The organism is Dechloromonas sp. ZY10 (genome assembly GCF_041378895.1).
In the GTDB taxonomy this organism is placed as follows: domain Bacteria; phylum Pseudomonadota; class Gammaproteobacteria; order Burkholderiales; family Rhodocyclaceae; genus Azonexus; species Azonexus aquae.
Map to the genome: position 1 here is coordinate 1,037,737 of NZ_CP144212.1, position 16,599 is coordinate 1,054,335.

14 protein-coding genes are annotated in these 16,599 nt (G+C 64.3%); all 14 read left to right on the plus strand.

All coding sequences use genetic code 11. The features are described 5' to 3' along the window. The first annotated feature begins 28 nt into the window (after positions 1-28). The 14 genes from VX159_RS04705 to VX159_RS04770 all read left to right on the plus strand — a co-directional run bounded on the left by VX159_RS04705 (position 29) and on the right by VX159_RS04770 (position 16,528). Positions 29-3,061 carry a FimV/HubP family polar landmark protein gene (locus tag VX159_RS04705; RefSeq protein WP_371324831.1) on the plus strand — a complete coding sequence of 1,011 codons (3,033 nt, stop codon included), beginning with the start codon at positions 29-31 and terminating at the stop codon, positions 3,059-3,061. Positions 3,062-3,137: 76 nt separating this feature from the next. Continuing rightward, positions 3,138-3,746 (plus strand): hypothetical protein, encoded by a 609-nt coding sequence (locus tag VX159_RS04710; RefSeq protein WP_371324832.1) that lies wholly within the window; start codon positions 3,138-3,140, stop codon positions 3,744-3,746. After that, a complete protein-coding gene (gene truA / locus VX159_RS04715) occupies positions 3,746-4,534 on the plus strand; it encodes a tRNA pseudouridine(38-40) synthase TruA (protein WP_371324833.1) in 789 nt (262 codons plus the stop codon). The genes VX159_RS04710 and truA overlap by 1 nt, the downstream gene beginning before the upstream one ends. A gap of 111 nt (positions 4,535-4,645) precedes the next feature. After that, the gene (locus VX159_RS04720) at positions 4,646-5,272 is read left to right on the plus strand and encodes a phosphoribosylanthranilate isomerase (RefSeq protein WP_371325491.1); all 627 of its coding nucleotides are present in this window, start codon (positions 4,646-4,648) and stop codon (positions 5,270-5,272) included. Between the two features lie 170 nt (positions 5,273-5,442). Continuing rightward, on the plus strand, positions 5,443-6,660 hold the full coding sequence (gene trpB, locus VX159_RS04725; protein WP_371324834.1) for a tryptophan synthase subunit beta: 1,218 nt from the start codon (positions 5,443-5,445) through the stop codon (positions 6,658-6,660). Between the two features lie 27 nt (positions 6,661-6,687). After that, positions 6,688-7,494 carry a tryptophan synthase subunit alpha gene (gene trpA / locus VX159_RS04730; RefSeq protein WP_371324835.1) on the plus strand — a complete coding sequence of 269 codons (807 nt, stop codon included), beginning with the start codon at positions 6,688-6,690 and terminating at the stop codon, positions 7,492-7,494. Next, a complete protein-coding gene (gene accD / locus VX159_RS04735) occupies positions 7,491-8,357 on the plus strand; it encodes an acetyl-CoA carboxylase, carboxyltransferase subunit beta (RefSeq protein ID WP_371324836.1) in 867 nt (288 codons plus the stop codon). The genes trpA and accD overlap by 4 nt, the downstream gene beginning before the upstream one ends. Before the next feature lie 8 nt (positions 8,358-8,365). Next, a complete protein-coding gene (gene folC / locus VX159_RS04740; RefSeq protein WP_371324837.1) occupies positions 8,366-9,688 on the plus strand; it encodes a bifunctional tetrahydrofolate synthase/dihydrofolate synthase in 1,323 nt (440 codons plus the stop codon). Between the two features lie 3 nt (positions 9,689-9,691). After that, positions 9,692-10,480: an SPOR domain-containing protein gene (locus VX159_RS04745; RefSeq protein WP_371324838.1), complete on the plus strand. Its 789-nt coding sequence runs from the start codon at positions 9,692-9,694 to the stop codon at positions 10,478-10,480. Beyond that, a complete protein-coding gene (locus VX159_RS04750; protein WP_371324839.1) occupies positions 10,480-10,971 on the plus strand; it encodes a CvpA family protein in 492 nt (163 codons plus the stop codon). The genes VX159_RS04745 and VX159_RS04750 overlap by 1 nt, the downstream gene beginning before the upstream one ends. 92 nt (positions 10,972-11,063) lie before the next feature. Then, positions 11,064-12,602 carry an amidophosphoribosyltransferase gene (purF, locus tag VX159_RS04755; RefSeq protein WP_371324840.1) on the plus strand — a complete coding sequence of 513 codons (1,539 nt, stop codon included), beginning with the start codon at positions 11,064-11,066 and terminating at the stop codon, positions 12,600-12,602. After that, entirely contained in the window at positions 12,602-13,807 is a 1,206-nt protein-coding gene (locus VX159_RS04760; protein WP_371324841.1) for an O-succinylhomoserine sulfhydrylase, read from the plus strand. The genes purF and VX159_RS04760 overlap by 1 nt, the downstream gene beginning before the upstream one ends. A 101-nt stretch (positions 13,808-13,908) precedes the next feature. Beyond that, positions 13,909-15,207: a DEAD/DEAH box helicase gene (locus VX159_RS04765; RefSeq protein WP_371324842.1), complete on the plus strand. Its 1,299-nt coding sequence runs from the start codon at positions 13,909-13,911 to the stop codon at positions 15,205-15,207. A 79-nt stretch (positions 15,208-15,286) separates the two neighbouring features. Next, entirely contained in the window at positions 15,287-16,528 is a 1,242-nt protein-coding gene (locus tag VX159_RS04770) for an HD-GYP domain-containing protein (RefSeq protein ID WP_371324843.1), read from the plus strand. Positions 16,529-16,599: the final 71 nt, after the last annotated feature.

Here is a 16,599-nt window from a genome sequence, read left to right on the forward strand (position 1 = left end):
ATCAAAACTAAAAAAACGCGCTGCCGCATTGGCTGTCGCCTCCTGTCTCTCGTTGCTGCATGTGGGGGTTGAGGCGGCTGGTCTGGGCAAGTTGACCGTCCTGTCCTCGCTGGGGCAACCGTTGCGTGCCGAGCTTGATCTCGGGGCGACGCGTGACGAACTTTCGGGGATGACTGCCCGTCTGGCCTCTCAGGATGCTTTCCGGCAAGCCGGCATCGAATACGCGCCGGCACTCTCCGATCTGCGCTTCGTGGTTGATAAGCGTCCCAATGGCGCGGCGGTGATCAAGGTTAGTTCCAACAAGGCAATCAACGAACCCTTTCTCGATTTTCTGGTTGAACTGAACTGGCCTGCCGGTCGCCTGGTCCGGGAGTACACCTTCCTGCTCGATCCGCCCGAGGTCAAGTCGCGCCAGAGCGCGCCGGCCGTGGCTGAGGCCAAGGTGGTGGAGGGGGTACGCGACAGCGTGCGCACGCCAGATCCCGTGTCTCGCAAGCCTGAGCCCTTGGCTGCACCGGAACCCTCAAAACCCTTGCCGCCAGCCAAGCCCGAGAAGGCAGAAAAAACTGAGCCGCGTCCAGGCATAGAAACACCGACGGCTACCCGCATCGTCCAGGCAGGGGACACCCTGCGCAAGATCGCCAGCGAAACCAAGCCAGAGGAAGTGACGCTGGAGCAGATGCTGGTCGCGCTTTACCGCAAGAATCCGGACGCTTTCCTGGGTAACAATATTCACCGGATGAAGTCCGGTGCGATTCTCAGTATTCCGGATCGCGAAGCTGCCGCTGCAGTCACCGCTGCCGAGGCGCGCAAGGTATATGTCAGCCACACCGGTGACTGGCAGGCTTATCGCCAGAAGCTGGCTGCTGCTGCGCCCGTTTCGGCTGCCCGCGACGATGCCGGGCAGGCCAGTGCCGGCAAGATCACTGCCAAGGGTGATGAGAAACTTGCGCCGGCCGAGGCGGGCAAGGATCAGCTGCGCGTATCGCGTACTGAACTGGTGGGCAAGGGCGGCGCCAAGTCGGCCGCCAGCGAAGCCGATGTGATTGCCCGCGAAAAGGCCCTGAAAGAGGCGCAGGAGCGCCTGGCCATGCTGGAGAAAAATGTCGGCGAGATGCAGAAGTTGCTGGAGATGAAGAACCAGCGCCTGGCCGACCTGCAGCAGCAGTTGAGTCAGCAGAAGGAAGCCCGTCCGGTCGAAGCGCCCAAACCGGTCGAGCCAGTCAAGCCGGCTGAGCCCGCCAAGCCGGTGGCTGCCGAGAAGCCGGTGGAGGTGGCCAAGGTGCCTGTGCCTGCCGAAGCGGCCAAGCCGGTCGAGGCGCCTAAGCCCGAGGAAGCTGTCAAGCCGGAAGAGGCGACACCGCCGGCAGCGGCTCCGGCAGAGGCGCCGAAGCCGGTTGAGGCGCCGAAGCCGCCGCGCATGCCGCCGCCGCCGCCCGAACCGGAACCCGAGCCGGATTTTGTTGCCATGCTGCTGGAGGATCCAAGCCTGCTCGCCGGTGGTGGCGGGATCGCTGCCCTGTTGCTCGGCTATGCCCTGTATCGGCGTCGGCGCAGCCAGGCGACCGGTGATGCGGGATCGACCACGATGGGCAGCAGCGCTGCCACTGCCTACCCGGTGACTGGTGGGCAGAGTATCGATACGGCAAATACCCCGCCCCAGACCGGCGATTTCAGCCAGACCGGCCCGGGTACTATCGATACCGATGAGGTCGATCCAGTAGCCGAGGCGGATGTTTACATGGCTTATGGGCGCGATGCGCAGGCCGAGGAAATCCTGCTTGAGGCCTTGCTCAAGGACCCCCACCGGATTGCGATTCATGTCAAGCTGTTGGAAATTTATGCGCAGCGGCGCAGTCTGAAACAGTTTGAAACCCTGGCTGGCGAAGTTTATGCCCAGACGGGGGGGCAGGGGCCGGAGTGGGCCAAGGTGGCCGCTTTGGGGGCTGGTATCGATCCCGGCAATCCGCTCTATTCGGGTGCTCAGGCAACCGCTGCAGCGGCGACGGCAACGGCAACGGCTTTTTCCCCGGAGGCGACGATGATCGTCCAGCCGGAGGACAATCCTCAGCTGACTGCCGCGCCGGTTCCGGTCGAATCCGTGATCGAGCCCGAGTTGCCGTCGGTGGAAACTTCGAGCCTCGATTTCGATCTGGGCGAACTGCCGGCCGAGATGCCGCGGGTGACCGAGGCACCGCAGACAGACGGCAATCTGCTCGACTTCGATCTGGGGGCGCCGCAGCCTGAATTGACTCAGCAGGTTGAGCCTGAGGCGGTTGTCGTTGATGAGGGTAATCTTCTCGATTTCGATCTTGGCGAAGCCGTTGCCGTTCCGGCAATCGGCGAGGTGCCAACTGAACAGGCGGGCAATGAACTGGACTTTGACCTCGATTTGCCGCTCGCTTCGGAACCTGAGGTGACCGAGGCGCCGATCCTGCCAGCACTCGATGAAACGGTAAGGACTACTGCGGCACCGCTCGAAATGTCGATTCCCGACATCAATCTCGATCTTGCCGACTTGCCGCCGGCTACTGAAGCGCCGCTTGGTGAGTTTGACCTGCAGCTTGATCTTCCGGCCGAACCCGAGCCGGCCCTGACGGCCGCGCCGATCCTGCCGGAAACGGCTCCGGACGACGTAGTCCTCGAGTTTGATCTGGGCGATCTGCCAGCGACAAGCTCCGAGGCTGCAACTCCGGCACCTGCCGAGGACAACGCGCTGGCGGTCGATCTTGATCTCGACTTCGATCTTGATCTGCCGGCTGCTGATGCTTCGCCGGCAGAAGTCCCAGCAGCGGCACCGCTACCGGAATTCGATCTCGGCGACCTTGATCTGGACCTGGCGGTGACTGCCCCGGCAGAAGCCGAGGTGGCTCCGGCCAGCGGCGAGATCGTGCGCGATGCGCACTGGGAGGAGGTCAATACCAAGCTCGATCTGGCCAAGGCCTACGAGGAAATGGGTGATCTGGAAGGGGCGCGCGAGCTGCTCAATGAAGTGGTTGGCGAGGGCACTCCTGACCTGGTGGCGCAAGCCCAGGAAGTGCTGTCGCGTATCGCGGGCTAAGCCCTGGCGCGGTAGAATCGCGCACTACCCATGGACATGGCCCCGCAAGGGGCTGTGTGCTTTTTGAGGAACCGTTTTGCATCCTTCTGCCCGCCTCGCCCTATGGCTGCTGGCCGTGCTCGCGGCGCAAGCCCTGCACATTCCAACGCTGCTGGTGCTGGGGGCCGGTGCCTTGCTGGCAACGGCCGGGGCGCTTCCTCTGTGGCTCGGTTATTGCCGGCGTGCGCGCTGGCTGCTGTTGACGCTGTGGCTGGTTCTCGCCTGGCATGCGCCGGGCGAAGCCTGGTTCGAGCAGGCCTGGCTACCGACGCGCGAAGGCGTGGCGCTGGCCAGCGAACAGGCGATTCGTTTGTTGACTGTGCTTGCTTGTCTGGCCTGGGTTTATGCGGCGGGCGGGCGAGCCGGCATGCTGGCTGGTCTGTGGGGCTTGCTGGCACCCTGGCAGCGGCAAGGCGGTGCCGGCGAACGGCTGGTGGTGCGTCTGGCGCTGGTGCTTGAACATGCGCAGCAAGCGCATCCTCCCGGTGTGTGGAAGGAGTGGTTGGCGGCGGGCGGGAATATTCCACTGGCGGCGCCGCCGGTGCTGCGCCTGGAAGTGCCGCGCTGGGGCTGGCGTGATAGCGGTGGCTTGTTGTTGGCTGCGCTGGCTCTGGGCAGCTTGTTGATCGTCGACGGAATGCTGTGATGAGAATTGCTCTCGGACTTGAATACTTTGGCCACCGTTTTCGCGGCTGGCAGAGCCAGGCCAGCGGCGGTACTGTGCAGGACGCGCTGGAAACGGCGCTGGCACAGATCGCGGCCGGGCCGGTGGCGACGCTGTGTGCCGGGCGCACCGATGCTGGCGTGCATGCGACGCAGCAAGTGGTGCATTTCGACGTCAGCGTTGAGCGGCCGCTGACCGCCTGGGTGCGCGGGGTCAATACGCATCTGCCAGATGGTGTTGCGGTGCGCTGGGCGCAGCCGGTCGATGACGAGTTTCATGCCCGCTTCTCGGCGCGCGGTCGGCGTTACCGCTACCTGCTGCTCAACCGGCCGCAGCGGCCCGGGCTGTGGCAGGGGCGGGTCGGCTGGTATCACGGCGAACTCGATCTGGGTGCGATGCAGGTGGCTGCTGCGCGCTTTATCGGCGAGCACGATTTCTCGGCCTTCCGCGCCGCCGAATGCCAGGCCAAATCGCCGATCAAGACCATGAGCCAGGCGACGGTCCGCCGTTGCGGCCCGCTCCTGGTCTTCGATTTTGCCGCCAGCGCCTTCCTCCACCACATGGTGCGCAACCTGGTTGGTACGCTGGTGCACATCGGCAAGGGCGCGCAGCCGGCCAGCTGGGCCGACGAGTTGTTGCAGATGCAGGATCGCAAGCTGGCAGCACCGACCTTCGCGCCCGATGGCCTGTATTTCCGGGGGCCGGTGTACGAAGCTCACTGGCAACTGCCCGACCCGGCGGACGACCTGATCGACGCATTTTTACTGTAAAACCCGCGCTGCCACGGTCGACGGCGAAAAATGGGCAAAATCCCGGTCGACCGTGAAAGCCGCAATCCGCCGGTGATTGTTCCTCAAACCGTTTCCCCGGAAGTGTTCCCGATGACCCGAATCAAAATCTGCGGCCTGACCCGCGAGGCCGATGTCGATGCTGCAGTGGCGGCGGGGGCCGATGCCCTTGGCTTCGTCTTTTATCCGCCCAGCCCGCGCTACGTCAGCCCGCAGCGGGCGGCCGAACTGGTGGCGCGGGTGCCGCCCTTTGTCGAGACGGTTGGCCTGTTCGTCAATGCTGCGCCGGCAGAGGTGCTGGCGACTTGTGCGGCGGTGCCGCTCAATCTGCTGCAGTTCCACGGCGACGAGGACGCCGCTTATTGCCAGCAGTTTGCGCGCCCCTGGCTGAAAGCGGCACGGGTGAGGCCGGGGTTGAATCTGCTAGAATTCGCGCGCTCGTTCGCGGCAACGCGCGGCTTGTTGCTCGACGCCTTCGTCGAGGGTTACGGCGGCGGCGGCCACGTGTTCGACTGGACGCTGATTCCGCCCGACCTGCCGGGGCATTTGATCCTTTCCGGCGGGTTGACCGTGGATAACGTCGGCGACGCGGTCGCTCGCGTGCGGCCGGCGGCGGTCGATGTCTCTTCCGGCGTCGAAGCGAGCAAGGGCATCAAGGATCACCAGAAAATGGCGGCCTTCGTCGCTGCCGTCAGGGCAGCCGAGCGGACGGCCGCTTAGGAAGTCGGGGCGCACGCGTAGCGGGCGCCGGTTTGCAGACGCAGAGAGAAAAAATGCGTAAATCTGCGGGTGGCATCACCCGGACGTGTTGGCGGCGCCATCTGGCGAATCATCCCTGAACCCGGGAGCCATCCCCGTTCGCGTCCATTTTTTCTCCAAGGAAGATTGCCATGTCCCAGAATTCGACCACCGCTCCCTATGCTTTCCCCGATGCCCAAGGCCACTTCGGCCCCTACGGTGGCGTCTTTGTTGCCGAAACCCTGTTCGGCGCGCTCGACGAACTGAAGGCCGCTTATGCGGCGGCGCAGGCCGATCCGGCTTTCCGCGCCGAGTACGATTACGAACTCAAGCACTTCGTCGGCCGCCCGTCGCCGATCTATCACGCCAAGCGTCTCTCCGAGATTTGCGGCGGCGCCCAAATCTACCTCAAGCGCGAAGACCTCAACCACACCGGCGCGCACAAGGTGAATAACTGCATCGGCCAGGCCCTGCTCGCCAAGCGCATGGGCAAGCCGCGCGTCATTGCCGAAACCGGTGCCGGCCAGCACGGCGTCGCCACCGCAACGGTTGCCGCCCGCTACGGCTTCGAATGCGTGGTCTATATGGGCGCCGAGGACGTGCGCCGCCAGGCGGCCAACGTCTATCGGATGAAGCTCCTCGGCGCCACCGTTGTGCCGGTCGAATCCGGCTCGAAGACGCTGAAGGACGCGCTCAACGAAGCGATGCGCGACTGGGTGACCAACATCCACAACACCTTCTACATCATCGGCACCGTCGCCGGCCCGCATCCTTATCCGATGCTGGTCCGCGATTTCCAGAAAATCATCGGCGAGGAGTGCCTGGAGCAGATGCCCGAAATGGCCGGGCGCCAGCCGGATGCGGTGATCGCTGCGGTTGGCGGCGGTTCCAACGCGATGGGCATTTTCTACCCCTACATCAACGTCCCCGGCGTTCGCCTGATTGGCGTTGAGGCAGCGGGTGAGGGCGTCGATACCGGCAAGCACGCGGCCTCGCTGACCGCTGGCGTCCCCGGCGTGCTGCACGGCAATCGCACCTACCTGCTGCAGGATGGCGATGGCCAGATCATCGAGACGCATTCGGTCTCGGCCGGCCTCGACTATCCCGGCGTCGGCCCCGAGCACGCCTGGTTGAAGGACCTCGGTCGCGCCGAATATCAGCCGATCAAGGACGACGAAGCGCTTAAGGCCTTCCACGACCTGTGCCGGCTCGAAGGCATCATTCCGGCGCTCGAATCCAGCCATGCGCTGGCCTACGCGATGAAGCTGGCGCCGTCCCTGGCCAAGGACAAAATCCTGCTGGTGAACCTGTCCGGTCGTGGCGACAAGGATATGCACACCGTTGCCGAAAAATCCGGGATCCAGTTCTAAGCCGCCCGCTCACGCCAGGAGAAAAACATGTCGCGTATTCAAAACACCTTTGCCCGGCTCAATGCGCAAGGCCGCAAGGCGCTGATCCCCTTCATCACCGCCGGCGATCCGGCGGGCGAACTGACCGTGCCGCTGATGCACGCGCTGGTCGAAGCCGGCGCCGACATCATCGAACTCGGGGTGCCGTTTTCCGATCCGATGGCCGACGGCCCGACCATCCAGCGCGCGTCCGAGCGGGCGCTGGCCAAGGGCATGAGCCTGCGCAAGGTGCTGCAGCTGGTCGCCACTTTCCGCAGCGCCGACGACAAGACGCCGGTGGTGCTGATGGGCTACGCCAATCCGATCGAGGCGATGGGGCAGCAGAGCTTTGCCGAAAAGGCCGCGCAGTCGGGTGTCGATGGCGTGCTGGTGGTCGATTACCCGCCGGAAGAAGCGGTCAGCTTCGGTGCTGCGATCAAGGCCAAGGGCCTCGATCCGATTTTCCTGATCGCGCCGACGTCGACCGTGGAACGCATCGAACAGGTCGCCGAAATCGCCTCGGGCTATGTGTATTACGTGTCGCTGGCCGGGGTGACCGGTTCCGGCGCCTTGAATGTCGACGCCGTTGCCGAGAAACTGCCGGCAATTCGGGCCAAGACCGGCCTGCCGGTCGGCGTCGGTTTTGGTATCCGCAACGCCGAAACGGCGGGGCGCATCGCCGGTTTTGCCGACGCCGTCGTGGTCGGTAGCCGGATTATTGAAGAAATCGAGAAGTCGACCGTGGAAACGGCATGCGCCAACGTCAAAGCGTTGGTCGCCGATCTGCGGCGCGGGATGGATGAGGTTAAAGCATGAGCTGGGTCAATAAAGAAAACTCCCCCAAAATCAAGCGCGAGCAGGGTTCGCGCCGCGCCAACATGCCGGAAGGCCTGTGGCACAAATGTAGCGCCTGCGAAGCAGTGCTCTACGCCACCGACCTGGAAAGCAATCTGCAGGTCTGCCCCAAGTGCGGCCACCACCACCGCCTGTCGGCGCGCGCCCGCCTGGAAGTACTGCTCGACGCCGATGGCCGCAACGAAATCGGTGCCGAAGTCGGGCCGATTGATACGCTGGAGTTCAAGGATTCCAAGTCCTATCCGCAGCGTCTCGAAGGCGCCAGCCAAAGCACCGGCGAGCGAGATTCGCTGGTGGTGATGCAGGGCACGCTGAAGTCCCTGCCGGTGGTTGCCGCCGCCTTCGAGTTCGAATTCATGGGCGGTTCGATGGGCTCGGTGCTCGGCGAACGTTTCGTGCGTGGCGTCAACGCCGCCATCGAAAGCAAGTCGGCTTTCATCTGCATCACCGCTTCCGGCGGTGCGCGGATGCAGGAAGGCCTGTTCTCGCTGATGCAGATGGCCAAGACCAACGCTGCGCTGGCCAAGCTGGCCGACGCTGGCCTGCCTTACATCGCGATCCTGACCGATCCGACCATGGGCGGCGTGTCCGCCTCCTTTGCCTTCGTCGGCGACATCGTCATTGGCGAGCCCGGCGCGCTGATCGGTTTTGCCGGCCCGCGCGTGATCGAACAGACGGTACGCGAAAAGCTGCCGGAAGGCTTCCAGCGTTCCGAGTTCCTGCTGGAGAAGGGCGCCATCGACCTGATCGTCGACCGGCGCGAAATGCGCGAAAAACTGGCCCAGCTGCTGGCCCAGCTGCAAAAACGTCCGCTCGCGGCTTGAGTCAGGCAATGCAGACGCTCGCCGACTGGCTGGCCCACCTCGAAGGCCTGCACCCCAAGGGGCAGGCCGGGATCGAACTGGGTCTGGATCGCATCCGCCGGGTCAAGGACGTGCTTGGGCAGCAACAGCACTGCCCGGTGATCATCGTCGGCGGCACCAACGGCAAGGGTTCAACCTGCGCCTACCTGGAAAACATCCTCAAGCACGGTGGTTACAAGGTCGGCTGCTACACCTCGCCGCACCTGCTCGCCTATAACGAGCGGGTCCGTGTCGATGGCCGGCCGATTGACGACGCTGCCTTGTGCGCTGCCTTTGCCCGCGTCGAAGCCGCGCGGCTGACGGCGGGGACCGATGGTGGGCCGGAAACCCTGACCTACTTCGAATTCGGCACGCTGGCCGCCTGGGAAGTCTTCGCCGCCGCCGGGATCGAGGTCGCGGTGCTGGAAATCGGGCTCGGCGGCCGCCTTGACGCGGTCAACGCCTACGAACCCGATATTTCCATCGTTACCGGGATCGCCCTCGATCATACCGACTGGCTGGGGCCCGACCGCGAGGCCATCGGCTTTGAAAAGGCCGGCATCTACCGCGCTGGCAAGCCGGCCTTCTGCGCCGATCCCAACCCACCGCAAAGCCTGCTCGACCACGCCGCCGCCATCGGTGCCGATCTGCACCTGCTCGGCCGCGATTTCGGCTTCGAGCGGCCGGCGGCCGAAGCCTCGGAAAACCGCCTGCAATGGCGCTGGTGGTGCAAGAAGGACGGACAATTGCTCAAGCGCTCGCTGGCTTACCCCGGCCTGCGCGGTCCGACCCAGTTGCTCAATGCCAGCGTCGCCTTGGCAGCGCTGGAAGCCTTGACCGCGCGTTTACCGGTGACCATGCAAGCGATCCGGCCGGGCTTGATCGAAACCGAACTCGCCGGTCGCTTCCAGGTCTTGCCGGGCAAACCGGCAATCGTCCTCGATGTCGGCCACAATCCGCAGGCGGTCGCGGTGTTGGCCGGCAATCTGTCGAACATGGGTTTTTTCGACCGTACCCACGCGGTGGTCGGGATGCTGGCCGACAAGGACATCGCCGGTGCCTTGCAGCCGCTCAAGGGGCGCGTCGACTACTGGCACCTGGCAACGCTGGACGGCCCGCGCGGCACGGCGGCCGAGGCGCTGGCGGCGATTGTCGCGGACGGCGACCTGGGCGGCGAGGTGTTTTGCCACCCGTCGCCGGAGGCCGCCACCGAGGCTGCCAAGGGCGCAGCGGGCGAAAGTGATAGAATTCTGATCTTCGGTTCTTTCCTGACGGTCGCCGGCGCCTTGCGCGTACTGCGTCCGCAATCCTGAGGCATGGAAGACAACGACCCGCAACAGCATCTGAAAAAACGCGCCCGTCGCCGTCTGGTCGGCGCGGTCGCTTTCGCCTCGGTGGTCGCCGTGGTGCTGCCGACGATCATGGATCAGGAGCCGCGCCAGCCGGTGCAGGATGTCGAAATCCGCATTCCCGGCCAGGACGAAAAGCCTTTTGCGCCAAAGTTTGCGCAGGCACCGGTCGATTCGGTGGCCCAGGCCGAAGCGCCTCAGCGCGCCCCGGCGCAGGCCCCCGAGGCTACGCCTCCTTCTCCCCCGCCGGTGGTCGTCGCGCCGGCAACCCCCGCCGTTGCGCCCAGTGCCCGGTTGGTCGAAGCCGTGCCGGCCAAGGCCGAGCCGCTTGCTGCTGCAAAACCGCCGGAAAAGCCCGCCGACAAGCCTGCACTTGAAGTCAAGGCCAGCAAGCCGGCCGACAAGCCAAGCGACAAGCCGGCAGAAAGACCCATTGCCAAGCCCGATGAAGGCAAGCGGGCCGCCGCAATCCTTGCTGGCCAGTTCGGCGAGCCCGCTACTGCGGCGCCGCCGGTCGCGGCCAAAGGCGGAGAGCATCTGGTACTGATCGGAGCCTTTGCCAACGAGGGGAATGTCAAGATTCTCAAGAGCAAGCTCGGCGAACTCAACATCAAGACGTATACCGAACCGCTCGATACTCCGCAGGGGCGCAAGATTCGTCTCCGCGCCGGGCCTTTCCCGAGTCGCGATGCGGCTGAAAAAGCCCTGGAAAAAATGCGCCGGATCGGTGTTTCCGGCGTCGTCGCTCCCCGCTGATGACCATCTTCGATTACATCGTTCTTGCCATTGTCGGCTTCTCGCTGCTCTTCGGGCTGTGGCGAGGCGTCGTTGGCGAAATCATCGCGTTGCTGGCCTGGGCGTTGGCGGTATTTGCTGCCGTTGAATTCGGCGCCGTGATCGGCGCGCATGCCTTCGACGGTATGGCCGACCCGGCGATGCGAACGCTGGCCGGCTGCGTATTGATTTTTGTCAGCGTTCTGGTGCTTATGGCGCTGGTGCGGATGGCCGTGCGCAGCATGGTCAAGGCGCTCGGTTTGTCGGTTTCGGATCGTTTGCTCGGCATGGTGTTCGGTGTGGCGCGCGGGCTGCTGGTCGTGCTGGTGCTGGTGGCACTTGGCGGCATGACTTCAGCGCCGCAGCAAAACTGGTGGCGGCAGGCAAGTTTGTCGCCGGCCATGGAAATTGCGGTGCTGGCCTTGCGGCCCTGGTTGCCGGATGATCTGGCAAAGCGGATCAAATTTGGTTAAACGGAAGGTTGACCGTGAATGCGGGCCGGTTTCAGCCGGTTCTCAACGCATCAGCCTTCTTACTCGATTTAAATACTAGGCAGGAAAAGATTATGTGCGGGATTCTCGGTGTCATGGCAAACACGCCGGTCAACCAGTTGCTTTACGATGGCCTGATGGTGCTGCAGCACCGTGGTCAGGACGCGGCCGGCATCGCCACGGTCGAAGGCAACACCTTTCACCTGCATAAGGGGCCGGGGCTGGTGCGCGACGTGTTCCGTACCCGCAACATGCGGGCGCTGCCCGGCAACTGGGGGATCGGGCACGTCCGTTACCCGACCGCCGGTTCAGCTTACAACTTTGCCGAGGCTCAGCCTTTCTACGTCAATTCGCCGTTCGGCATCGTCCTTGGCCACAACGGCAACCTGACCAATGCCGAGCAGCTCAAGGAAGAGATGTTCCGCATGGATCGCCGGCACATCAACACCAATTCCGATTCGGAAGTCCTGCTCAACGTGCTGGCGCACGAACTGCAGGCCGCCTCTTCCGGTTACGAACTGGATATCGACGCGATTTTCCAGGCGGTGGCCGGGGTGCATCGTCGGTGCCGTGGCGCCTATGCCGTGGTGGCACTGATCGCCGGCTACGGCCTGTTGGCTTTCCGCGACCCGCACGGCATCCGGCCGCTGGTCTATGGTGAAAACCACTCCGCCGAAGGTACTGAATATCTGGTTTCTTCCGAGTCGGTCGCGCTCGACACGCTGGGTTTCAAGGTCGTCCGCGATCTGGAACCGGGGGAGGCGATTTTCATCGACCTCGACAAAAAGTTGCATAGCCGCCAGTGCGCACAGCAGCCGCTGTATGCCCCGTGTATTTTTGAATACGTTTATCTGGCGCGGCCAGATACCGTGATCGATGGGGTTTCGGTCTACGAAGCGCGGCTGAAAATGGGCGAGGCGCTGGCTGAAAAGGTCAAAACCATGATCCCGGTCGAGGAAATCGACGTGGTGATCCCGATTCCGGACTCCAGCCGTCCGTCTGCAATGCAGCTGGCGCAGGCGCTGGGCATCCCGTTCCGCGAAGGTTTCGTCAAGAACCGCTATGTTGGCCGCACCTTCATCATGCCGGGGCAGGCGATGCGCAAGAAGTCGGTGCGCCAGAAGCTCAACACCGTCGGCCAGGAGTTCAAGGGCAAGCGTGTACTGCTGGTCGATGACTCGATCGTGCGCGGCACCACCAGTCGTGAAATCGTCGATATGGCCCGTGCCGCCGGCGCGGTCAAGGTCTATTTCGCCTCGGCCTCGCCTCCGGTGCGTTTCCCCAACGTTTACGGCATCGACATGCCGACCCGTGCCGAGCTGATCGCGACCGGCCGCACTGATAACGAGATCGCTGCCGAAATCGGCGCCGATGCGCTGGTCTATCAGGATCTGGAAGCGATGAAGCAGTCGATCACTGCGCTGCGCAGTGACCTGACCGTGTTCGATGCCGCCTGTTTTGACGGCTGCTATGTGACCGGCGACATCGATGAGTACTACCTCGACGCGGTCGAAGGCAAGCGCGGCGGCAAAGCCGGCAAGAACGACGACGACGGCGACGGGAAGGCCTCGCAGCAACTGGCCTTGCAGGTTTCGGCAGGCGGGCAGGACTGATGGCTGGCGCGCTGGAAAAATTCGGCGCCGAGGGGGCCGCGTATCAGCCGGAGACCCTGGCCATTCGCGCCGGGCAGGAGCGCAGCCAGTTCGGGGAACATGCCGAGGCGCTGTACCTGACCTCCAGCTTCGTCTTCAAGAGCGCGGCCGAAGCGGCCCGCCGCTTTTCCGGTGAGGAAACGGGCAACGTCTATGCCCGTTTTTCCAATCCGACCGTCAGCATGTTCGAGGAACGCCTGGCTGCCCTCGAAGGCGCCGAAGCCTGCGTTGCCACTGCCAGCGGCATGGCCGCGATCATGGCGACGGTACTCGCCCACCTCAAGCAGGGCGATCACATTGTTGCCTCGAACAGCCTGTTCGGCGCCACCGTACAGTTGTTCTCGAACATCCTGGCGCGTACCGGGATCACCACCACCTTCGTCGCGCAGACCGATCCGGCTGCGTGGGAAGCGGCGATCCGCCCCGAGACCAAGTTGTTCTTCCTCGAAACCCCGTCCAATCCGCTGACCGAAATTGCCGATATCCGGGCGTTGACCGTGATTGCCAAGGCGCGCGGCATTCTGGTCGCGGTCGATAACTGTTTCTGCACGCCGATTCTGCAGAAGCCGCTCGAACTCGGCGCCGACCTGGTCATCCATTCGGCGACCAAGTACCTCGACGGCCAGGGCCGTGTCCTCGGCGGTGCCGTCTGCGGCGCCAAGAAGCTGACCGACGAGGTCTTCAAGTACCTGCGCACCGCCGGTCCGACGCTGTCGGCGTTCAACGCCTGGGTCCTGCTCAAGGGCCTGGAAACCTTGAAGCTGCGGGTCGAGGCGCAGGCCGCCAACGCCGCGCAACTGGCCACCTGGCTGGAAGCGCATCCCAAGGTCGAGCGGGTTTACTACCCCGGCCTGCCTTCGCATCCGCAATACGAGCTGGCGCAGCGCCAGCAGAAGAGCGGCGGTGCGATTGTTTCCTTCGTCGTCAAGGGCGGGCGCGAGCAGGCGTGGACGGTGGTCGACCACTGTCAGCTGCTGTCTATCACCGCCAACCTCGGCGATACCAAGACCACCATCACCCATCCGGCCTCGACCACCCACGGCCGCATCACCCCGGAAGCCCGCGCGGCTGCCGGCATCGGCGAGGGCCTGCTGCGCATCGCCGTGGGCCTGGAGTCGGTGCTCGATCTGCAAGCCGACCTCGAACGCGGGCTGGCGCAGATTTGATTTTTTTACCGGGAAGCGCAGAACGGACGATCCACGCCGTTCTGCGCCCGGCTCATCGCTTTTGTCCTTGAGCCACGGTGTTCAATTTTTTCAGGAATTCCATGAAATTTACCGACCTCGGCCTTAATGCCGAAATCCAGCGTGCCGTTGCCGAACAAGGCTATGACACGCCGACGCCGATCCAGCAGCAGGCGATTCCCGCCGTGCTCGCCGGCCACGACCTGATGGCGACGGCGCAGACCGGCACCGGCAAGACCGCCGGGTTTACGCTGCCCATCCTGCAGCGACTTACCGCCGGCGCCAACGACCGCCTGAGCCGGGTCGCGCGGACGCCGCGCGTGCTGGTGCTGACGCCGACCCGCGAACTGGCGATCCAGGTCGAGGAGAGCGTGCGCACCTATGGCAAGCACTTGCCGATCAATTCGCTGGCGGTCTTTGGCGGCGTTGGCATCAATCCGCAGATCGGCCATTTGCGCCGGGGCGTCGATATCCTGGTGGCGACGCCGGGGCGCCTGCTCGACCACGTGCAGCAATCCACGGTCAACCTGTCGGCGATCGAGATTTTCGTCCTCGACGAGGCCGACCGCATGCTCGACATGGGCTTCATCCGCGATATCCGCAAGATCATCGCGCTGCTGCCCAAGGAACGGCAGAACCTGCTCTTCTCGGCGACCTTCTCGCCGGAAATCCGCGAACTGGCGACCGGCCTGCTGCACCAGCCGGTCAGCGTCGATGTCGCGCCGCGCAATACGGCGGCCGAAACCGTCAAGCAGACGGTGATCGAGACCAATCGCGAGCAGAAGAAGGATTTGCTCGAGCATTTGTTTAACGAGCGCAGCCTGCACCAGGTGCTGGTCTTTGCCCGCACCAAGCACGGTGCCGACGCACTGGCGCGCAAGCTGGACAAGGCCGGGATCAAGGCCGGCGCAATCCACGGCGACAAGTCGCAGGGGGCGCGCACCCGCGTGCTCGGCGAATTCAAGGAAGGCAAGCTGGCGGCGCTGGTGGCGACTGACATCGCCGCCCGTGGCATCGACATCGACGGCTTGCCCTATGTGATCAACTACGAACTGCCCAATGTTCCCGAGGACTACGTGCACCGGATCGGCCGGACCGGCCGTGCCGGGATGGAAGGCGAGGCGATTTCGCTGGTCTGCCACGACGAGCGGCCGCAACTCAAGGACATCGAGAAGCTGATACGGCGTTCGCTCGACCGCGTCGTGGTCCCCGGTTTCGAGGCGGCCGCCCAGGCCGCACCGCGTCCGCCGCAACCGACGCCGGCCAAGCGCAGCGGTCAGCCGGCCCGCAAAGGCGGTGGCGAACGCAGTGGGGGCGGTGGCCAGAAGGCCGGCAACCCGCGTAACGGCCAGCCGCACCGCAGCGGCAGCCGGCATCGCTGATCGCCGCTGGCTGCTTGCCGGGGAAGCGGTGAGCAGCTACTGTTCTGACTCTCCTGTTCGACCTCCGTCAGCCATCGTCATGCCGCGTGTTTCCGTTGATCGCCTGCAGCCGGGCGTATTCATTTCCCTGGCCGAACTCGGCTGGCTCGACCACCCCTTTCTGCTCAATGGCTTCCGCATCGCCGATGCGGGCCAGATCGGGGTCTTGCGGCAAATGCGCCTGGAGTCGGTCGAATGGGACCCCGAGCGCAGCAGCGTCGAGCCACTCCCGGAAAGCGGGGAGGGCGCTGAGCCGGAAGTCGATTTCGCCGCCGGTGCGCTCGACGCGATGCTCGACTCCAAGCGCGAGCGGGCTGTCCGCGTGCGCGAGCAGCGCGAGCGCCTGGCCCGTTGCGAGCGGCTTTACGAGCAGGAAACTGCCGGCATGGGCGAAATCCTCAAGGACCTCGGCGCGCGCCCGGTCGAATCGCACGCCCGGGCCAAGGCGGCGGTCGGGCGCATTGTCGTCGGCCTGCTCAAGGCCGACAGCGTCGCCGTGCACCTGGTCAACATGAAGGGCAAGGAGCCGGGCCTGGCGCATCACGCGATGAACGTGATGGTCCTGTCGCTGCTGCTCGGCAAGGCTGCCGGGGCCGGCGAAGAGGATTTGAAAAATCTCGGCCTGGGCGCATTGTTCCACGATGTCGGCAAGACCGATGTGCCGTCGCGGGTGCTGAAGAACGCCCAGCGCTCGGCGTCGGAAGAGCATTTCTACCAGGCCCACGTCGGTTACGGGATCAAGAACGTCGCGGCGATTACCGACATGGCGGTCGCTGCCAAAAACATCATCGCCTGCCATCACGAGCGTTTCGACGGCAAGGGCTACCCCAATCACCTCCCCGGCGCCAAGATTCCCCGTCTGGCGCGGATGGCGGCGATTGCCAACCGCTACGACAATCTCTGCAATCCCTTCGACCTGCGCACGGCGAAAATGCCGACCGAGGCGGTGGCGCAGATGTTCCGCGTCGAGGGAGCGGCGTTTGATCCCGAATTGCTCAGCCTCTTCATCAAGGTCCTGGGGATTTATCCGCCGGGCAGCTTCGTCCAGTTGAGCGACGGCAGCGTCGGCATCGTCGTCGAAACCAACAGCCGCGAATTGCTGCGCCCGCTGGTCATGCTCTACGACAAGGATGTACCGCGTCACGAGGCCCTGCTGATCGATCTGGCCGACGCCGACCTCGGCGTCAAGCAGGCGCTGCATCCGGCCAAGCTGCCGCTGCCGGTGGTCGAATACCTGGCGCCGCGCGGGCGGGTCGATTACTACGTCGAAGCGGTGCATTGAGCGGTTTTGCCGATGATTCACGGTCGACCGTGAATTTCGGCCTTTTTGCCGCCGCTGCAGATGGGCTGCAT